Origin of the sequence: Streptomyces sp. NBC_00075 (genome assembly GCF_045041225.1) — a bacterium.
In the GTDB taxonomy this organism is placed as follows: domain Bacteria; phylum Actinomycetota; class Actinomycetes; order Streptomycetales; family Streptomycetaceae; genus Streptomyces; species Streptomyces adonidis.
This window is the reverse complement of sequence record NZ_CP108243.1, coordinates 3,433,881-3,453,329: the sequence shown is the minus strand read 5'-3', so window position 1 is coordinate 3,453,329 and position 19,449 is coordinate 3,433,881. Positions and strand designations below refer to the sequence as shown.

12 protein-coding genes are annotated in these 19,449 nt (G+C 71.2%); 7 read left to right on the top strand and 5 right to left on the bottom strand.

The window, feature by feature from the left end:
* The first annotated feature begins 70 nt into the window (after window positions 1-70).
* Genes OG787_RS14630 through OG787_RS14615 form a run of 4 tightly spaced genes read left to right on the top strand, consistent with a single transcriptional unit; the run spans window position 71 to window position 7,648 of the window.
* The gene (locus tag OG787_RS14630; RefSeq protein ID WP_369036947.1) at window positions 71-439 is read left to right on the top strand and encodes a CU044_2847 family protein; all 369 of its coding nucleotides are present in this window, start codon (window positions 71-73) and stop codon (window positions 437-439) included.
* Window positions 436-2,424, top strand: coding sequence for a trypsin-like peptidase domain-containing protein (locus OG787_RS14625; RefSeq protein WP_405535462.1), 1,989 nt, complete (start codon window positions 436-438; stop codon window positions 2,422-2,424). Before OG787_RS14630 ends, OG787_RS14625 begins: the two co-directional genes overlap by 4 nt.
* Window positions 2,421-3,512, top strand: coding sequence for an AAA family ATPase (locus OG787_RS14620; protein ID WP_405535461.1), 1,092 nt, complete (start codon window positions 2,421-2,423; stop codon window positions 3,510-3,512). The genes OG787_RS14625 and OG787_RS14620 overlap by 4 nt, the downstream gene beginning before the upstream one ends.
* On the top strand, window positions 3,512-7,648 hold the full coding sequence (locus OG787_RS14615) for an SAV_2336 N-terminal domain-related protein (RefSeq protein ID WP_405535460.1): 4,137 nt from the start codon (window positions 3,512-3,514) through the stop codon (window positions 7,646-7,648). The genes OG787_RS14620 and OG787_RS14615 overlap by 1 nt, the downstream gene beginning before the upstream one ends.
* A 61-nt stretch (window positions 7,649-7,709) precedes the next feature.
* Here OG787_RS14615 and OG787_RS14610 read toward each other — a convergent pair whose 3' ends face one another.
* The 4 genes from OG787_RS14610 to OG787_RS14595 form a co-directional block, all read right to left on the bottom strand.
* Window positions 7,710-11,525: a multifunctional oxoglutarate decarboxylase/oxoglutarate dehydrogenase thiamine pyrophosphate-binding subunit/dihydrolipoyllysine-residue succinyltransferase subunit gene (locus OG787_RS14610; protein WP_369036951.1), complete on the bottom strand. Its 3,816-nt coding sequence runs from the start codon at window positions 11,523-11,525 to the stop codon at window positions 7,710-7,712.
* 316 nt (window positions 11,526-11,841) lie between these two features.
* On the bottom strand, window positions 11,842-12,954 hold the full coding sequence (locus OG787_RS14605) for a HAMP domain-containing sensor histidine kinase (RefSeq protein WP_235474897.1): 1,113 nt from the start codon (window positions 12,952-12,954) through the stop codon (window positions 11,842-11,844).
* Window positions 12,951-13,688: a response regulator transcription factor gene (locus OG787_RS14600; RefSeq protein ID WP_006383578.1), complete on the bottom strand. Its 738-nt coding sequence runs from the start codon at window positions 13,686-13,688 to the stop codon at window positions 12,951-12,953. Before OG787_RS14600 ends, OG787_RS14605 begins: the two co-directional genes overlap by 4 nt.
* Before the next feature lie 144 nt (window positions 13,689-13,832).
* Complete coding sequence (locus OG787_RS14595; RefSeq protein ID WP_405535459.1) at window positions 13,833-14,525, bottom strand: spermidine synthase; 693 nt, start codon at window positions 14,523-14,525, stop codon at window positions 13,833-13,835.
* 153 nt (window positions 14,526-14,678) lie between these two features.
* On the opposite strand from OG787_RS14595, the gene OG787_RS14590 reads away from it, so the two are divergent.
* Both OG787_RS14590 and OG787_RS14585 read left to right on the top strand, forming a co-directional pair.
* Window positions 14,679-14,954 (top strand): hypothetical protein, encoded by a 276-nt coding sequence (locus OG787_RS14590; protein WP_369036964.1) that lies wholly within the window; start codon window positions 14,679-14,681, stop codon window positions 14,952-14,954.
* A 114-nt stretch (window positions 14,955-15,068) separates the two neighbouring features.
* Window positions 15,069-15,890: a rhomboid-like protein gene (locus OG787_RS14585; protein WP_405535458.1), complete on the top strand. Its 822-nt coding sequence runs from the start codon at window positions 15,069-15,071 to the stop codon at window positions 15,888-15,890.
* 285 nt (window positions 15,891-16,175) lie between these two features.
* Here the strand turns inward: OG787_RS14585 and OG787_RS14580 are convergent, their stop codons facing one another.
* Window positions 16,176-16,853: a GNAT family N-acetyltransferase gene (locus OG787_RS14580; RefSeq protein ID WP_405535457.1), complete on the bottom strand. Its 678-nt coding sequence runs from the start codon at window positions 16,851-16,853 to the stop codon at window positions 16,176-16,178.
* A gap of 177 nt (window positions 16,854-17,030) precedes the next feature.
* On the opposite strand from OG787_RS14580, the gene lon reads away from it, so the two are divergent.
* Entirely contained in the window at window positions 17,031-19,445 is a 2,415-nt protein-coding gene (lon, locus tag OG787_RS14575) for an endopeptidase La (protein WP_369036955.1), read from the top strand.
* Window positions 19,446-19,449 lie beyond the last annotated feature (4 nt).

Below are 19,449 nucleotides of genomic sequence, written 5' to 3'. Positions count from 1 at the left end.
ATCCTCCGCACGCGCGCGTGTCCGCACAGGCACAATGGGATCACCTGTAGTCACCAGGTTCGGGGGTGCCGTGGAACATCGCAGAATCCAGGAGATCGAACTGCCCGGGGGCGGAACCGTGCTCGCGCGGGTCAGCGTGCTCGACCCGGAGGACTGGCCGGGGCAGCTGCCGGGCGCCGCCGACGAGTTCTCGTACGACGACGTCGGCGCCCTCGACCACATGGCGGCCCGGGTCGACCAGCTGAGCGAGCTGGTGAGGGGCGTCGGCGGCGCCGTGTTCGACGCGGCGCGGACCGTGAAGCCCGACGAGGTCAGCACGACCTTCGGGGTCGAGGTGGCCGTGAAGGCGGGCAAGGCCGTCGCCCTGCTCGCGGACGGCGAGGCCAAGGCGACCCTGTCCATCACCCTCACCTGGCGGGGGGACGCGAACCCCACATGACCGCGGCCAAGCTCGATGCCCTGGTCGTGCGAGCCACCGTGCGCATAGGGCCCGCCGGCGAACCGGGCACCCTCTGGGGCAGCGGTTTCTTCGTGGCCCCGGGATGGGTACTGACCTGCCGCCACATCCTGCCCCTCAGGGACGGCCCGGAGAGCATCGGCTCCTTACGGGTCCAGGGGCACGACGGCCTCGACGTACGGGCCCGGCCCGCCTACTGGCTCGGCGGCGGCACGGACCCCGAACAGGACCTCGTCCTCATCAGGTTGACGGAAACCGTCCCCCACGCGTGCGTGCGGCTCACCGACCGCTACGACCCTCCCCTGTCCGTCGCCGCGTACGGCTGGCGCACCCCCGCGGGCGGCGTCCCCCAGCGCTGGAGCGGACAGACCGAGTGCAACGGCAAGGACGGCGGCTACGGACTGACCCTCGCGCCCCTGGTGGAGATCCCCCACGGGGCCTCCGGCGGGCCGCTGCTCGACCGTGAGCGCGGTCTGGTCGCCGGTGTCGTCAAGGCGCGCCGAGCCCAGAAGGACGGCGGGCTCGCCGTCGCCGCCACCGCGCTGCGCGGCTTCCGGCGGGCGGTGCCCGTGGGGGAGGAGCGCGGCCTCGGGGACGACCCCTACGCGGCCCTGATCCGTGCCCACGACACCTGGCACCGCAGGGCCACCGGAGCCACCTCCTGGGTGAAGGCGCAGACCGTGGCGGGTGCGCGCGGCTGGGGGCCGAGGGACAGCGCCGACGCCTCCGCGCTGCTCGCCGGACTGCCCGAGCCACGCTCCTCGGCCGAGTTACAGGGCCTGATCGAGCGCGTCCTCGGTGACGAACCGCTGTGGGAGGAGGAGGTCGCCCCGCGCGACTGGCGGGACGGACACGGCTGGCTGTACGACCATCCGGAGGGCGCCGACCTCGTGGCGCTGCACTATCTGCGGGCCGTCGCCCAGGTGTGCGGGACACGGGCCCCGGATGCCGTCGCCGAGCTGGAGGAGTGGGTCGAGCGGCGTGCCGAGGATCTGCCCGGTCATCTCCGGGCCCTCCTCATGGGGGTCGCGGCCGGGGCGCCCGCGCCATGGCGCACCACCGGCGTCGTCGCGGGGGTCGACGTACGGACCGACGACCGGCCCATGAACCACGCGGCGGACGACGCGGACGACGCCGACGAGGTGGACGACTCGGACGGGCCCGTCGTCGCCGTCGAACTGGAACCCGATCTCTTCCGGCCGCACGACCGCTTCCACTGGCGGATCTGGACCTGGACCGGCGGCCCGGAGACCGTGCGGGCAGAGGACGAGGGCTCCGACGGCGAGGGCGCCTCGCTCGCCGACCTGCCGTCCGTCCTGAGCGAGCCGCTCGCCCGTACCTTCCGCCGTCTCGACAGCGGACGCCGGGCCCGGCTCGAACTCGCCGTGCCTGTCGGACAGTTCGGGGTCGACGCCCATCTGTGGCGGCCGGGGCCCGTCGTCCGCAGTCTCCGGCCGCACCCCGCCGAGCGGCCCTTCGGGGTCCACCGGCAGGTCGTGGTGCGGTGTCTGAAGCGGCGCGGCGAACCCACGGCCGTCTGGCGCGAGCGATGGCGCGCGGTCGCCGAGGGCGAGCCCAAGGCGCTGCCCGTGCCCTCCGACGCCTACGCGGGCCAGGCCCTGGACTCGGCGCCGCCGGGCGCGGTGCCCGTGCTGTGCCGGCCGCCCGCCGAGAGCACCGGGCCCCTGACGCGGGCGGTCGCCGGCGGATACGGCGTGATCCTCTGGAACCTCCACGCCGAGCACACCCACGGCTGCGACACCGACTGCGCCGAACTGCACGACCGTACGGCGGAGCTGCTGAGCTCGGCGGGCCGTGCCACCGCCCTGCCGGAGCGGCTGCGGGCCCTGCGTGAACGCGTCAGCCAGGCCGATCCCGACGCCGACTGGGCCGAACACCTGGCCCTCCTCTACGACGACCCGAGGCGCCCGATCCCGCACTGCGACGACCTGCTGGAGTCCCCTTGACGACCGCGACCGACACCCCCGAACCGGACTGGTACATCTACCGGGGCGCCGGCGAGCCGCACGACGGCATCGGGCGGCTGCCCGCCCCGCCGCCCTGGCGCGACTTCGACGGCGAGCCCGGCGCCACCGTCGTACCACCGCTCGGCACCGAGTCGACGCGGCGGCTCGGTGGCCGCAGCGGGCGCGGCATCGCCTGGCGCCCGGAGCAACTGGAGCTGATCAACGCCGCGTTGTATCTGCGCCGCCCGCTCCTCGTGACCGGCGACCCCGGCTCCGGAAAGTCGACCCTCGCCCACGCCATCGCCCATGAACTGGGCCTCGGCAGGGTCCTCCAGTGGCCCATCGTGAGCCGTACGACCCTGCGTGACGGCCTCTACACGTACGACGCCATCGCCCGCCTCCAGGACACCCAGATGGCCAAGGTGCGGGACGCGTCGCAGGCCTGGGAGGAGAACGACGATCAGCCGACGGAGGACATCGGCGACTATCTGCGGCTCGGCCCGCTGGGTACCGCGCTCCTGCCGTACGGGCGTCCGCGCGTCCTCCTCGTCGACGAGCTGGACAAGAGCGACATCGACCTCCCCAACGACCTGCTGAACGCCCTGGAGGAGGGCGAGTTCAGGATCGCCGAGCTCCAGCGCATCGCCGGGCGGCAGGCGGACGTCGAGGTGCTCACGGACGACGACGAGCGGGCCGTGGTGCGGGGCGGGCGCGTCCGCTGCAAGGCCTTCCCGATCGTCGTGATGACCAGCAACGGCGAACGTGACTTCCCCGCCCCGCTGTTGCGCCGTTGCCTCCACCTCGATCTCCCCTCGCCCCGCGACGACGCCTGGGGCAGGTCCCGGCTCGACACCATGGTCACCGCCCACTTCGGTGAGGAGGGCGCCGAAGTGGCGGCTCGCAACGGGGAGTTGATCCGCACCTTCCTCGACTCGGCCCCCGGCTCCCTGCGCGCCGCCGACCAGCTCCTCAACGCCATCTACCTCACCCAGGAGGCCGTACGTGACCGTGAGCCCGACCGGCAGCGGCTCGCCGAACTGCTGATGCGGCCCCTGGACCACGGCGAGCGCGGCGGCGGACCCCTCTGATGACCTCACCCGACGGGCAGGCGGCCGAACTCGCCGAACGGCTCCGCGCCCTCGGCGGGGTCGAGCCGTCCGCGCGGGAACTCGCCGAGGCGCTGTGGCTGGCGCGGTTCGTCGGGCGGGCGGCGGAGCCGACCGGGGCGGGGCCGGAAGTGCCCGAGCCTGACGGGGACTTGGCGACGGCGTCCGGTGGCACTCCGCCGGTCGCCCGGCCACCGGGTGCCCGCCCCGGGTTCCGTGCCCGGCCCGCCGAGCCCGCCGAGCCCGTCGCCGACCGCACTCGCCTGCACGCGGACCGGCCACGCACGGAGGGCGCACCGGGCGCCCGACCGGCCGACGCGGACAGCGACTTCGTACGGGTTCGGGTCCCCTCCGCCACCGCGCTCCCCAACCCCCTCGCGCTCCAACGCGCCCTGCGTCCGCTCCAGCACTACCGTCCGCCGGTCCGCACCCCCGCCCTCGACCTCGACGAACAGGCCACGGCGGAACAGGCGGCGGAGACCCGTCTCCTGCTGCCCGTCCTGCGCGCGACCACACGCCGCGAGGCCCGCCTCCGGCTCCTCATGGACGTCTCGACGTCGACCGGCGTGTGGGACACGGCACTTGAGGAGCTTCGCCAACTGTGCGCCGGACTCGGCGCCTTCCGCGAGGTGGCGACGCACTACGTCCGCGCGGGCGAGGACGGCCGGCTGGTGGCCGCGCCCGGACGGGCCTTCGACCGGGCGGCCCGGGCGGCGGAGCAGCTGCGCGATCCGACCGGCCGTCAGCTGACCCTCGTACTCAGCGACTGCGCGGGCCCGTTGTGGCGGTCCGGCGCGATGCAGCGGATGCTCCACCAGTGGGGGCGGGCGGCGCCCGTGGCCGTCGTGCAGCCGCTGCCCCAACGCATGTGGCAGCGCACGCAACTGCCCGCGCTGCCCGGCACGCTCCGACGGCGCGAAGGGATGGGCGCACGCCTGGAGTTCACTCCGGCGGACGGTGGCGTACGGCCGCCCGGGGCCCTTCCCGTCCCCGTGCTGTCGCCGACCCGTACCGCGCTGGGCACCTGGGCGCGGCTGCTCGCGGGCAGCACCGGCCTTGCGGTGTCCGCCCCGGCCGCGTGGGTGCGGGCCGACCATCCGGCGTCCCCGGCACGGCCCGAACGCCCGGTCGCGGACGCGGAGTCGCTCGTACGGGCGTTCAGGCGAAGCGCGTCCCGCCAGGCCGTGGCGCTGGCGGTGTCCGTCTCGGCGGTCCCGCTCACCCTGCCGGTGATGCAGCTCGTCCAGCGGGCGATGCATCCCCGTTCCGGGCCGAGCGTGCTGGCGGAGGTGCTGCTGAGCGGGCTGCTGGAGCGGGGTACGGAGGACGGGTGGTACGAGTTCCGGCCGGGGGTGCGGGAGGCGTTGCTGCGGTTGCTGCCACGCGGTGACGCGATGCTCGTGCTGAAGCACTGCGGGGAGTATGTGGACCGGCATTTCGGGCGCCGGGCGCGCAACTTTCCGGCGCTTGCGCTGGCGCGGCTCAGCGGGGGGACGGTTGCCTCGCCCGAGGGGGACGCCGATGTCGTTCCGGGTGCGTTCGCCGAGGTGGCGGGGGTGGTGGCGCGGCGGTTCGGGGCGGCTGTGGCGGTGCGGCGGGAGGTCGTGGACGTCCTGTACGCCGGGGAGGATGTGGACTGGGCGATCTGGGCGGCCCACGTGCTGGAGTCCAAGGGACGGGAGGTCGTGCTCCGGCGGGGGCACGGGCCGTGGGCACTGCTGGATCTCGTACGGCAACAGGTACGGGTGCCCTCCCAGAGCGGCGGGCGCGTGCTTCTTCTCGTCGGGAGCTGGTACGCGGGCCTGCGCGTCGCGGATCCCCTGCGGGAGATCGCCGAGCGGCACGGGGAGCGCTTCGTTCCCCTCACGATCGAGCGGACGGGACCCTTCCGGTGGGAGACGGGGGAGCCTGTGGCTCTGTGGGACACCCGGGTGGTGGTGGCTGCTCAGCGATTGCTCGGCAGTCTTGGGCTCTCCTCGGAGGGGGCCGAGTGGGAAGGCCCGGGGGCGCGTTTTCCGGGGCCCACGCTGCGCGTTCTGAGCGGGGTGCCCAGCGCGGTTCCCGGGTTCACCGTGCCGGAGGACGCGATTGCGGAGGTGCGCGGGAATCTGGGGCAGGACCGTCGGTCCAGGGTGTGTGCTGTCGTGGGGCCGCACCGGGACGACAGGGTCGGGCTCGCCGTTGAGTACGTGAACCGTTACGGCTCCACGTACGACGTCATCTGGTGGGCCGGGGGAAGGGACGACGAGCACCGTCGGGAGCGGCTCGCGCGGTTGGGGGTCGAGTTCGGGTTGCCGGCGGGGAGTGTCGATCAGAGGCTTCTCAACTTGCAGCGGGTGCTGCGGAACACAGCCCTCAGCTGGCTGATCGTCATGGACGACTGGGAGGGCACCGCGGACGCGTCCGCCTTCCCAGTCGGCGGGCACGTACTGGTCATTTCCCCGGACACGGCCTGGCCGGACTCGGTGGACACCGTGTCGCTGTCCGAGGAGACGCTCACGGTTCACCCCGTCAGTGCCGTGATCAGCCTCCACGCCGGAGGCAGAGCCCTCGGTAGCGGCTTCTTCCTCGCCCCCGGGATGGTCGTCACCTCCACGGGTGCCGTCGAAGGCCTGTCGAAGGACGACCGTGCTCGGATCACCGTGCACACCACGGACGGACGCGGTCACCGTGCCTGGTTCGCGCGTGCCGTGGGCGATCTGGCCGTGCTGGAGGTGCCCGGGATCGCCGACCGGTACGACAGTCTGCGGCTCACGGACGCCTCGGACGTGCTGCCCCAGAAGGTGATGGCCCAGTACGCCACGGGAGTTGAGATCCACTCCGCCCTCACCCGCGCCAGAGGACAGAAGGACAGCCACGAACTCGCCCTCATCAGCGCCCCGTCGACCGAACTGAGCGTCGGCGGGCCCGTGTTGAGCCGTCGGGACCGTTCCGTCGTCGGAGTCGTCGTCGAGCCCCCGGCGAAGGAGGGCGGCCGGGGACGGGCGGTGCGGATCGCCGCGCTGCGGGAGCTGTGCCTCCAGGGCGACAAGGGCACCGAGCTGTGGCATCGCCTCGTACGCACGCATGACCTGCACCATGCGCGGCGCCTGTCGGAGCCGGACGATCGCGTCGAACTCTACGGTCTGCTGGCCGAGTTGGAGCCGCCCCAGGACCCCCACGCCGTGCTGGGCCTGCTCCCCCCGGGCCCGGGCTCCCCACCGAGCCTGCCGCCCCGGAGCTGGCGCGACGGCGCCGCCCACCTCTATGCGCGCGGGGACGCCGGAGCGGTCCCCGTCTACGTGGCGCGGATTCTCGCCGATCTCGCCGACCGCCGGATCCGAGGTCCGGCCGCGCTGCGCACCTGGGTGCAGCGGGCGGCCGGTGAGGAGCAGCGGCGGGAGGTTCAGCGGATCCTGGAGACGGTGGACGACCTGCCCGGCTTCCGGGGATGTCGTATCACCGTCGAGGTCGGGCCGGAGCGGGACGGTGCCCACACCTGGCGGCTGCGGGCCACACAGGAGAACCGGGTCGTGTACGTGGCCGAGGCGTCGAAGCCCGTGAGGCTCGACGGGCCCGTTCCACAGCTTCGCGAAGACCTGAGCCGCGCCCTCGCGCAGGCCGACACCGGCAAGCTGAAGGCGATGGTCGAGTACCGGTTGCCCGACGAACTCCTCTGGCGGCTCGACGTGACGAACTGGACGCCGGGCCAGGCTCTCCGTACCGAGGCCAATGTGTTCGTCAGGGGCCTGGGGCCGGACTCCGTGGCGCTGGAGCGGGTCGAGCGCTGGAACGCCGTCCAGAGCGGCCCCCCGCTGGGCCTCCGCCTCCCGGCCTCCCTTCACGACGCCCCGCTGAACGCCGTACCCCTCTGGTGCCGTCACGACGACGGCACCGCCGTACTCGAAGAGGCGCGTGCCCTCGGCTACCCCCTGATCCTCTGGAGCCGTCAGGCCGATCACCGCAACTGTGCCGCGTTCTACAACTGGGTGGAGCGGGAGGTGCTGCGCGGGTCGGGGAATGTGCGTGAACTGCTGGCCCGGGTGCGGGGGTTGTGGATCCGGAACGGCATGCGGGAGAAGAACACCGACTGGGTCAGGCAGTTGGGCGTCTATTACGACCCGCCAGGCAGCGCATGACGAAGGGGCCCGGCACCGGATCTCTCCGGTGCCGGGCCCCTTCCGCCTTACTGCCAGAGGCCTACGCCTCGAACACCTCACGCACCAGCTGCTCCTGCTCCGCCTGGTGACGCTTCGCCGAACCCACCGCCGGGGACGAGCCCGCCGGGCGCGAGATGCGCCGCAGCCGCTCGCCGTGCGGGATGTCCGCGCCGACCGCGAGGTCCAGGTGGTCGATCAGGTTGAGGGCGATGAAGGGCCACGCGCCCTGGTTCGCCGGCTCCTCCTGCGCCCACAGGTACTTCTCGGCGTTCGGGTACTTGGCGATCTCCGCCTGGAGTTCCGCACCCGGGAGCGGGTACAGGCGCTCGATGCGGATGATCGCCGTGTCCGTGGTGCCGCGCTTCTTCCGCTCGGCCTCGAGGTCGTAGTACAGCTTGCCGGCGCAGAAGACGACCTTGCGGACGTCGGCCGGGTTCGCGGACTCGTCGCCGATGACCGGGCGGAAGGCGCCCGTCGTGAACTCCTCCGTCTTCGAGGCCGCCGCCTTGAGGCGCAGCATCGACTTCGGGGTGAAGACCACCAGCGGCTTGTGGTGCGGGTTGTGCACCTGCCACCGCAGAAGGTGGAAGTAGTTCGACGGGAGCGTCGGCTGAGCGACCGTCATGTTGTTCTGGGCGCACAGCTGGAGGAACCGCTCGATGCGCGCGGACGAGTGGTCCGGGCCCTGGCCCTCGTAGCCGTGGGGGAGGAGCAGGGTGACGCCGGACGTCTGGCCCCACTTCTGCTCCGCCGCCGAGATGTACTCGTCGATGACCGTCTGCGCGCCGTTGACGAAGTCGCCGAACTGCGCCTCCCACATGACGAGCGCGTCGGGGCGGGCCAGCGAGTAGCCGTACTCGAAGCCCATGACCGCGTACTCGGAGAGCAGCGAGTCGTAGACGTTCAGGCGGGCCTGCTCGTCGGACAGGTACTGGAGCGGGGTGAAGTCCTCGCCCGTGACCCGGTCGATGAGAACCGCGTGGCGCTGGCCGAAGGTGCCGCGTCGGGAGTCCTGGCCCGAGAGGCGCACCGGGGTGCCCTCCAGGAGCAGGGAGCCGATCGCGAGCGTCTCGCCCATGCCCCAGTCGATCGTGTCGTCCTCGATCATCGACGCCCGGCGCTGCAACTGCGGGAGCAGTCGCGGGTGGACGGTGACGTGGTCGGGGATGTTGACCTGGGACTCGGCGATGCGCTTGACGACCTCCTGGGAGACCGCGGTCTGCACGGCCACCGGGAACTCGGCCCGCGGGTCGCCGACGAGGGCCTCGGCCGGGGTGGAGATGGCCTCGCGGACCTCCGTGAAGACCTTCTCCAGCTGGCCCTGGAAGTCCTGGAGGGCTTGTTCGGCTTCCTCAAGGGTGATGTCGCCCCGGCCGATGAGGGACTCGGTGTAGAGCTTGCGCACCGAGCGCTTCTTGTCGATCAGGTCGTACATCAGGGGCTGCGTGAACGCCGGGTTGTCGGACTCGTTGTGCCCGCGGCGGCGGTAGCAGATGAGGTCGATGACGACGTCCTTGTTGAACGCCTGACGGAACTCGAAGGCCAGGCGAGCGACGCGGACGACGGCCTCGGGGTCGTCGCCGTTCACGTGGAAGATCGGGGCCTCGATCATCCTCGCCACGTCCGTCGCGTACATCGACGAGCGGGACGACTCCGGGGCGGCCGTGAAGCCGACCTGGTTGTTGATGACGATGTGGACCGTGCCGCCGGTGCGGTAACCGCGCAGCTGCGACATGTTGAGCGTCTCGGCCACCACGCCCTGGCCCGCGAAGGCCGCGTCACCGTGCAGGGCGACCGGCAGGACCGTGAAGTCCGTGCCGCCCTTGTTGATGATGTCCTGCTTGGCGCGGGCGATGCCCTCGATGACCGGGTCGACCGTCTCCAGGTGGGACGGGTTGGCGGCCAGCGAGACGTTGATCTGCTCGCCGTCCAGGCCGGTGAACACGCCCTGGGCGCCCAGGTGGTACTTCACGTCGCCGGAGCCGTGCATCGACTTCGGGTCGAGGTTGCCCTCGAACTCGCGGAAGATCTGGGCGTACGACTTGCCGACGATGTTCGCGAGGACGTTCAGCCGGCCGCGGTGGGCCATGCCGATGACGACCTCGTCGAGGCGCGACTCGGCCGCGCTGTCGATGACCGCGTCCAGCAGCGGGATGACCGACTCGCCGCCTTCGAGCGAGAAGCGCTTCTGGCCGACGTACTTCGTCTGGAGGAAGGTCTCGAAGGCCTCCGCCGCGTTCAGCCGGCGCAGGATGCGCAGCTGCTCCTCGCGCTCCGGCTTGCTGTGCGGGCGCTCGATGCGGTCCTGGATCCACTTGCGCTGCTTCGGGTCCTGGATGTGCATGAACTCGACGCCCGTGGTGCGGCAGTACGAGTCGCGCAGCACGCCGAGGATGTCGCGCAGCTTCATCAGGGACTTGCCCGAGAAACCGCCGACCGCGAACTCGCGCTCCAGGTCCCAGAGGGTGAGCCCGTGCTCGGTGATGTCCAGGTCGGGGTGCTTGCGCTGGTGGTACTCCAGCGGGTCGGTGTCGGCCATGACATGGCCGCGGACCCGGTAGGAGTGGATCAGCTCGAAGACGCGGGCGGCCTTCGTGACGTCGTCGTCGTGCGAGGCGTCGATGTCCTTGAGCCAGCGGACCGGCTCGTAGGGGATGCGCAGCGCCTCGAAGATGTCGTCGTAGAACCCGGTCTCACCGAGGAGGAGGTTCGCGACGATCCGGAGGAACTCGCCCGACGCGGCGCCCTGGATGACCCGGTGGTCGTAGGTCGACGTGAGCGTCATGACCTTCGAGATGCCGAGCTTGTTGAGGGTGTCCTGGCTCGTGCCCTGGAACTCGGCCGGGTAGTCCATGGAACCGACGCCCATGATGACCGACTGACCGGGCATCAGACGCGGCACCGAGTGGACGGTGCCGAGGCCGCCGGGGTTGGTCAACGACACGGTCACGCCGGTGAAGTCGTCCATCGTCAGCTTGCCGTCACGGGCGCGGCGGACGATGTCCTCGTAGGCCTGCCAGAACTCGAAGAAGTTCAGCGTCTCGGCCTTCTTGATGCCGGCGACGACGAGCTGGCGGTCGCCGTTGGGCTTCACCAGGTCGATGGCCAGGCCGAAGTTGACGTGCGCCGGCTTCACCAGGGTCGGCTTGCCGTCCTTCTCCGCGAAGGAGTAGTTCATCGACGGCATGGCCTTGATGGCCTGCACCATCGCGTACCCGATGAGGTGGGTGAAGGAGATCTTCCCGCCCCGGGCGCGCTTCAGGTGGTTGTTGATGACGATGCGGTTGTCGAAGAGCAGCTTCACCGGGACCGCGCGCACGGACGTGGCCGTGGGCACCTCGATCGAGGCGTTCATGTTCTTCGCCACGGCGGCGGAGGGGCCGCGCAGCGTCACGAACTCGGGGCCGTCGGGGGCCTCGGCCACGGGAGCGGCCTTCGGCTTGGCGGCGGGGGCGGCTGCCACGGGCTTCGCGGCAGGAGCAGCCGGAGCGGCAGGCGCCGCCGGAGCGGCGGCCGGGGCGGCAGCGGCGGGCTTGGGAGCGGCTGCCGGAGCCGGCGCAGGGACGGCCGGGGTCACGGGAGCCGCGGGGGCGGCCGGAGCCGCTGGAGCGGTCGTGGTGGTACCTGCGGCCCCCGTGGCCGCAGCACCCGCCGTAGCCGTCGGAGCGGCAGCCGCTCCGGGCTTGTAGTCGGCGAAGAAGTCCCACCAGGCTCGGTCTACGGAGTTCGGATCCTGGAGGTACTGCTGATAGATCTCGTCGACGAGCCACTCGTTGGGTCCGAACGCAGCCGCAGGGTTACCTGCTCCTTCGTCGGTCGAGATGCTCGATGAGTTACTGGGGGACTGTGGCGACACGGCGGCAACCGCCCTCTTCCGCTTCACAAGGTGGCTTCACAAGGTGATGGACAGCGGGAATTAAGGCTACGCCCCCGTGGCCGAAAGGTCAGTCCGGGCCCGTTCATCGTCGTGTAAGTCACATCGAGAAACGGGTTTCGGGGGGTGAAATGGCGGGAAACAAGCGGGGTTCCGGTCCGAAAGGGACACAAGGGGGATGCCCAGATTGTCGGCCGGGCGCACCAAATGCGCGGGCCTGTGACCAATCACACGTGTCCACGCGCGTCCGTCAGCGCGGACATCAGGTGGATCTTGCGGCTCCGCTTCGAACTTTACGTCAACTTGGTACGGACGGCTCTCCCGGAAGGGTGACCAAAATCCGGCAACCTCGCTCGGATTCGGCCACACCGATCCGGCCGCCGTGCAGATCCACGGCCCAGCGGGCGATCGCGAGCCCCAGTCCCGTACCGCCGTCGCTGCCCGGGCCGTGCGGCGAGCTGACGCCGCCGCGGTTGAACCGCTCGAAGACCCGGTGCCACTCGGAGCGCGGAATGCCGGGACCCTCGTCCAGGATCTCCAGCTCCAGCGACTCGGCCAGTTCCCCGCGCCGCGCCTTCACCGTGACCCGGCCGTGCGCGGGGCTGTGCTTGACCGCGTTGTCGATCAGGTTGGCGACGACCTGGTGGAGGCGCTCCGGGTCGGCGTGCGCGACCAGCTCGGGCGGGTTGACGTCGAGGTGCAGATGGACGTCCGTACGGGTGTGACCGCCGGAGCCCGACGCGATGCCCGCGCGCGTGGAGGCGACCATGTTGGCCTCCTTGAGCACGCCCGAGAGATACGGCCAGACCTCGAAGCGGCGGGTGCGCAGCGGTACGACGCCGTTGTCGAGCCGGGAGAGGTCCAGCAGGGTCTCCACCAGCCGCCCGAGGCGCTCGGTCTGCTTGAGCGCCGTACGCATGGTCTCGGGATCGGCGGCCGAGACGCCGTCCACGACGTTCTCCAGGACGGCGCGCAGCCCCGCGATGGGGGTGCGCAGCTCGTGCGAGACGTTCGCGACCAGCTCCTTGCGCTGGCGGTCCTGGGCCTCCAGCTCGTCCGCCATGACGTTGATCGTCTGGGCCAGGTCGCCCAGCTCGTCCCAGCGGTTCTCGCGGACGCGGCGCGTGTAGTCGCCGTGCGAGATGGAACGGGCCACCGCGTTCATGTCGTCCAGCGGCGCGGTGAGCGAATGGGCCACGAACTGCGTAATCAGCAGTGTGGCGATCATCGAGAAGACCGTGATGAAGCGGATCTCCGTCTTGGTGTGCACCGCGATCATGGAAAGACCGGTGGTGATCAGCACCGAGACGACGACCAGAGCACCCAGCTTGGTCTTGATCGAGAACGGGCGTACGCCGCCCCAGGGGGGTTCCCCGGGGCTCCTCCGCGCGGCCGGCCGCCCCCGGTTCATGGCGTCGGTGTCTCCAGTGCGTAGCCGACCCCGTGCACCGTACGGATCCGCTCGGCGCCGATCTTCCGGCGCAGTGCCTTGATGTGGCTGTCGACGGTCCGGGTGCCGGAGGCGTCCGCCCAGTCCCACACCTCGGCGAGCAGCTGCTCGCGCGAGAGCACGGCCCGCGGGGTGTTCGCCAGGCAGACGAGCAGATCGAACTCGGTGGGAGTGAGATGCACGTCCTCGGACCGCACCCGCACGCGCCGCTGCGCGTGGTCGATCTCCAGCTCGCCGAGGCGCAGGATGCCGGAGCGCGGCGTCGACGCGGCGATGGCGGCCCGCTCGACCCGGCGCAGCAGCACGTGCACGCGTGCGGCCAGTTCCCGCATGGAGAAGGGCTTCGTCATGTAGTCGTCGGCGCCGACCCCGAGCCCGACCAGCATGTCGGTCTCGTCGTCGCGCGCGGTGAGCATCAGGACGGGCACGGCCCGCTGGGCCTGTACCCGCCTGCAAACTTCGAGCCCGTCGAACCCGGGCAGCATGATGTCGAGGATCAGCAGATCGGGCTGCCAGGCCTCGGCGGTGTCGACGGCGGCCGGCCCGTCGCCCGCGGTCTGCACGAGAAATCCCTCTGCGCGCAGACGGGCCGCGATGGCGTCGACGATTGTCGGATCGTCCTCGACCACGAGAACCCGGCGCTGGGCGCCGGGAGTCGCCGTCGCGCCGTTCTGGGAGGTGTGTGTCTGCTCCATCGCCCGCCCCTGAAGTGTGCTTTCCGGAATCAGTGGGGTGATTCCTTGGCTGCGCTTGTCCGCGCATGACTGCGATTGACGCCGCCTGATCGGATCAGTGATCGGCGTCAGGGGAGCAGAGTACGGGCAGTCACCGCGTGAGGGCTATCCAGGTCTTACGGCGAGGTGTACAACGTCGGGGACTCCCCGGGCAACTGGGACCTCTTCGGTACGCACCCGCTGGAAACCGGCATTACGTAGAGTTCCCTCGAATTCCGGAGAGGGTTGCGCGGACCACACCGCGAGCACCCCGCCCGGCCTCAACACCCTTGCGCAGCTTGCCAGTCCGGCCTGCGAGTACAGGCTCTGATTGTCCTCCGTGACGGTCCAGTCGGGCCCGTTGTCGATGTCGAGACACAGTGCGTCAAATGTGGCAGAGGTCTCATTGACGTATCTCACGAGATCGGCTGCGACGATCTCGGTGCGGGGGTCGGAGAAGGCCCGGGACGAGATTTCCGCCAAGGGCCCGTCCTGGTGCCATTCGACGATCGCGGCCTCCCGTTCGACGACGGTGATACGGCCCCAGCGGGGTTCGTCGGCGGCGTGCGCGAGGGAGAAGCCGACACCGAGGCCGCCGATGAGGACGTGGGGTGGTGCGGCCGTCCCGGGGTCGAGGGCGTCGAGAGCCACATCCATGAGAAGACGTTCCGAGCGGCCGTCGGAAGTGTCCATCAGGAAGCACCCGTTGGCGATGATCTGTAGTAACTCCCCGTGCCGCCGCAGCACGACTTCGCCGTACGGGCCGTCACGGCGGTCCAGGACTTCGGGGGCGGTGTAGGAGGTGGTCGAGCGGGTCATGAGGGCATCTTGGCAGGGGCGGTGGAGTGAACTCCAGGTGATTCGCGGTGCCTGTCGGATGTGCGAGACGCGTCGGTAGTCTCTCCGGAACAGCCCCGAGCGACCTGCGAGCGACCAGTGGTCCGAGACCTGTACAACGTCCGGTTGCAGCCTGTGGAAGGCGGTCCCACGCCGCTGACCGACGAGGAGGAACAGCGCGCGCGGGCGGTGCTGTTCAGCGAGTTGGGCAACCGGATCGCCGACCGGGGCTGGGTCCGGTTCCCCGCGTACTCGCCGGAGGAACGCCGTCGCCTGGTCGACGTCGCGCACCGCCTCAGCGCTCACTGGGGGCAGCAGGTCTTCGTCGAGGCGGAGGACCAGTGCGCCATGAGGCTCTACCTCGCCGGGCACGGAACGCAGACGGCGACGCCCTCGCTGCCGCACGCGTAGGAGTCTTTGCGGCGCTTATCGGCTTGCTGTGAATCGGCCGGTGCGTGGCGCGGGTCACAGACAGCGGCGTGCGTCGGGGCGAAGGCTGGGGCGAAACGGAAGGAGCGCCTCACCGTGGAACGGGCCGGTACGAAGGGTGACGCGGCGCCGGATGCCCCGGCGCCCTCGGACATGCCCGTCGCGGAGGGCGTACGGCTGCTGGACGGGATGCCGAGCCAGCGGGGACCGGCGGAGACCGTGTCCGCGCGGCCCGTGGCTGCTCCGCCGGGCAGGCGGGCTCTCCGGCCCTGGCGGCTCCTCCCCACCCCCACCGGGACGCCGTTCACCTTCACCTTCGCCGCCGTCCTCCTCGTCACCGCGTTCGTCGCCGAACACGCCGACCCGGCCCTCGTGCACACCCTCCACCAGGGCTCCAGCACCGATGTCGCCCACCTCATGCGGACGCCGGTGTTCGTGCTGGTCACCAGCGCGCTGTGGGTCGTGGGCGGCGTGACCTCGCCGTACGCCGTTGTCTTCCTGCTCGTCCTCACCGCGCTGGAGCGGCGGATCGGGGGACTGCGCACCGCCGGGGTCTTCGCCCTCGGGCATGTCCTGGCCACCCTCGCGACCGAGGTCCCCGTGGGGCTCGGCGTGCTGGTGGGGTGGCTGCCGGAGACCTCGCTGCACCGGCTCGACTACGGGATCAGCTTCGGGGTCGCGGCGAGTGTGGGGGCGTTGGCGGGGTTGCTGAGGCCTTGGCTGCGGTGGCCGATTCTGATCGTTTTCGGTGGGATGCTGCTGGACGACCTGGTCGCGTACGCCGATCCCCTCACCAACTGGGGGCACGTCATGTCCCTCGCGATCGGCGTCGCGACCTGGCCGGTCGTGCGGCGGTGGCAGCGGTCGCGGAACGGGCTCGGTGCCGGGGCTCACCTCGTGGCTGTCACCGCTCCGTAGCCGCCGGCCGCGTCCAGTTCGTCGAGTGACCCTGAAAGGAGCCCGCTCCACCGCGGTGGGAATCCGGCCGCCGGGCACATCGCGCAACCAGGCGGCGTACGTCAGGAACTCGCGCACCATGTACCCCCGGAAGACGCCGAACTCCTGCGGGAGACAGCCGAGTCGGCGGCGGATCTCCAGACGCTGGGCCGGGATGCGCGGGTCCCGGTCGAGCAACGTCGACTGGTTTGTTTCGAGGGGGGAGCAGGCCCAGGGCGCCGTCCGGTCATGCTGGTTGGCGCATCGTCACCTGTTGCCGGATGCCCGCTCCTGCCCGGCCCCCGCCCCCACGAACTTCGCGTTCGTCAGCAGCGCCTCCACCCGCCACCCCAGCGCCTCGTACAGCGCCCGTCCGTCCGGTGTCCCGGCCAGTACGCCCTGCTCCGCGCCCTGGGCGACTGCCTCCCGCGCGAGCGTCCGCATCACGAAGGAGCCGAGGCCACGGCGCCGGTGCGCGGGGGAGGTCTCCACCTGGTCGACCACCGCCGTTCTGCCCGTCGGGGCGATCTGGCCGCGGGCCGCCCAGGAGCCGTCGGGTGCCGCGAGCATCACGCGGGTCACGCCGGCGCGCGTCCAGACGCGTACCCGGTAGCCGTCGGGGGCGACGGGCGCCTCCGCGGGCGTCAGCGGGACCGACATCAGGTAGCCCGGCTCGGGGTCGGTCCGCCAGCCCTCGCCGAGCCAGCCGCCGACCGTCGCCGGATCGGCGAAGACCTTGAGTGTCACGCCCGTCCCGGTCACCGCGTCGGCCACCTTGCGGACGGTCCGTTCCTCGACGGCGTCGTTCACCGCGTCGAGGACGTGCCGGGTGACGTGCTCGGCCGTGCCCACGTCGATCGTGTATCCCCAGGGCTCGGCCAGCGGCGGCGACGCCCCGCGCGAGACGACCCAGCCGTCGACCCAGGCCCGCACGGTTCCGTCCACGTCGACTCCCTTTGTAATGGCTGAGCTGCGGTAATGAGTGTTACTTGGCTGACTGTATGCGGGTGGTCGGCCGTCGTGGCAGAGGTGATCGCTCACGGCGAACACGCCCTGGGGAACAATCGACCGCCCCCAAGCATTGAGTCGGCATAGCTCAACTTGACTGCCGAAGGGGAGATCATGGCTTCGACGTCCACACCGCTCACTCTGCCTGTGCTGCCGCTCGACGACGAGGTCGTGCTGCCCGGAATGGTGGTTCCGCTCGATCTGAACGACGCCGATGTGCGGGCCGCCGTGGAGGCCGCGCAGGCCGCCGCGCGCACCGAGCCCGGGAAGCCTCGGGTGCTGCTCGTGCCGCGTATCGACGGGTCGTACCCGAGTACCGGTGTCGTCGGCACCGTGGAGCAGGTCGGCCGGCTGGCCGACGGCGATCCGGGCGCCCTCATCCGGGCCCGGGGGCGCGTGCGGATCGGCGCCGGGACCACCGGGCCGGGAGCCGCGCTGTGGGTCGAGGGGACTCGCGTCGACGAGACCGTTCCCGACCCGCTGCCCGGTCATGTCACCGAACTTGTCAAGGAATACAAGGCACTCGCCACCTCCTGGCTGCGGAAGCGCGCCGCCTGGCAGGTCGTCGACCGGGTCCAGGCCATCGACGACGTCTCCGCCCTTGCCGACAATTCCGGTTACTCGCCCTTCCTCAGCACCGACCAGAAGATCGAACTCCTGGAGACCGCCGACCCGGTGGCCCGGCTGAAGCTCGCCACCCAGCAGCTGCGCGACCACCTCGCCGAGCAGGACGTCGCCGAGACCATCGCGAAGGACGTCCAGGAGGGCGTCGACAAGCAGCAGCGGGAGTTCCTGCTGCGGAAGCAGCTCGAAGCCGTACGCAAGGAACTGCGGGAGATCAACGGCGAGAAGGACGGCGAGGAGTCCGACGACTACCGGGCCCGCGTCGAGGCCGCCGATCTGCCGGAGAACGTCCGCGAGGCCGCGCTCAAGGAGGTCGACAAGCTGGAGCGGTCCTCCGAGCAGTCGCCCGAGGGCGGCTGGATCCGGACCTGGCTCGACACCGTGCTCGAACTGCCGTGGAACGAGCGGACCGAGGACTCGTACGACATCCAGGGCGCCCAGGCCGTGCTCGACGCGGAGCACGCGGGTCTGGAAGACGTGAAGGAGCGGATCACCGAGTACCTCGCCGTGCGCAAGCGGCGGGCCCAGCGCGGGCTGGGGGTCGTCGGCGGGCGTCGTGGTGGCGCCGTGCTGGCGCTCGTCGGGCCGCCCGGTGTCGGCAAGACCAGCCTCGGTGAGTCCGTCGCGCATGCCATGGGGCGGAAGTTCGTCCGGGTGGCGCTGGGTGGGGTCAGAGACGAGGCCGAGATCCGTGGGCACCGGCGTACGTACGTCGGCGCGCTGCCCGGGCGGATCGTACGGGCCATCAAGGAGGCCGGGTCCATGAACCCCGTCGTCCTCCTCGACGAGATCGACAAGGTCGGCTCCGACTTCCGGGGCGACCCCGCCGCGGCCCTGCTCGAAGTCCTCGACCCGGCGCAGAACCACACCTTCCGCGACCACTACCTCGAAGTCGAACTCGATCTGAGTGACGTGGTGTTCCTCGCCACCGCGAATGTTCTTGAGGCCATCCCTGAGGCTCTCCTCGACCGGATGGAGCTGGTGCGGCTCGACGGGTACACCGAGGACGAGAAGGTCGTCATCGCCCGGGACCACCTGCTGCCCCGGCAGCTGGAGCGGGCCGGGCTCGAGAGCACCGAAGTCGCCCTCGACGAGGGTGCGTTGCGCAAGCTCGCCGGGGAGTACACCCGGGAGGCCGGGGTCCGGAACCTGGAGCGGTCCATCGCGCGGCTGCTGCGCAAGGTCACCGCGCAGCACGAACTCGGCGAGCGGAAGCTGCCGTTCACCGTCGGTGAGGGCGATCTGCGGTCGCTCATCGGGCGTCCCCATCACGTGCCCGAGTCCGCGCAGGACCCGGCCGAGCGGCGTACGGCCGTACCCGGTGTCGCCACCGGGCTCGCGGTCACCGGCGCCGGGGGCGATGTCCTCTACGTCGAGGCCTCGCTCGCCGATCCGGAGACCGGCGCCGCCGGACTGACCCTCACCGGTCAGCTGGGTGACGTGATGAAGGAGTCCGCGCAGATCGCGCTCTCCTTCCTGCGCTCGCACGGCGCCGAACTGGAGCTGCCGGTCGGCGACCTGAAGGACCGGGGCGTGCACATCCACTTCCCGGCGGGTGCCGTGCCCAAGGACGGTCCGAGCGCGGGCGTCACCATGACGACCGCCCTCGCCTCGCTGCTCAGCGGACGGCTCGTCCGTACGGACGTCGCCATGACGGGCGAGGTCTCGCTGACCGGGCGGGTGCTGCCCATCGGCGGGGTGAAGCAGAAGCTGCTCGCCGCGCACCGGGCCGGCGTCACGACCGTGATCATCCCGAAGCGCAACGAGGCCGACCTGGACGACGTCCCGGCCGAGGTCCTGGAGAAGCTCGACGTCCACGCCGTCACGGACGTCCGCCAGGTCCTCGAACTGGCGCTCACCCCGGCGGAGAACCCGGCGGAGGTGAGGGTTCCGGCAGCGGCGTGACGGA

Bases quoted from the DNA above. Each gene is read 5' to 3' on its own strand.
- OG787_RS14625 (WP_405535462.1), top strand. From the start codon at position 436: ATGACCGCGGCCAAGCTCGATGCCCTGGTCGTGCGAGCCACCGTGCGC.
- OG787_RS14615 (WP_405535460.1), top strand. From the start codon at position 3,512: ATGACCTCACCCGACGGGCAGGCGGCCGAACTCGCCGAACGGCTCCGC.
- OG787_RS14605 (WP_235474897.1), bottom strand. From the start codon at position 12,954: ATGAACCGGGGGCGGCCGGCCGCGCGGAGGAGCCCCGGGGAACCCCCC.
- OG787_RS14600 (WP_006383578.1), bottom strand. From the start codon at position 13,688: ATGGAGCAGACACACACCTCCCAGAACGGCGCGACGGCGACTCCCGGC.
- OG787_RS14595 (WP_405535459.1), bottom strand. From the start codon at position 14,525: ATGACCCGCTCGACCACCTCCTACACCGCCCCCGAAGTCCTGGACCGC.
- lon (WP_369036955.1), top strand. From the start codon at position 17,031: ATGGCTTCGACGTCCACACCGCTCACTCTGCCTGTGCTGCCGCTCGAC.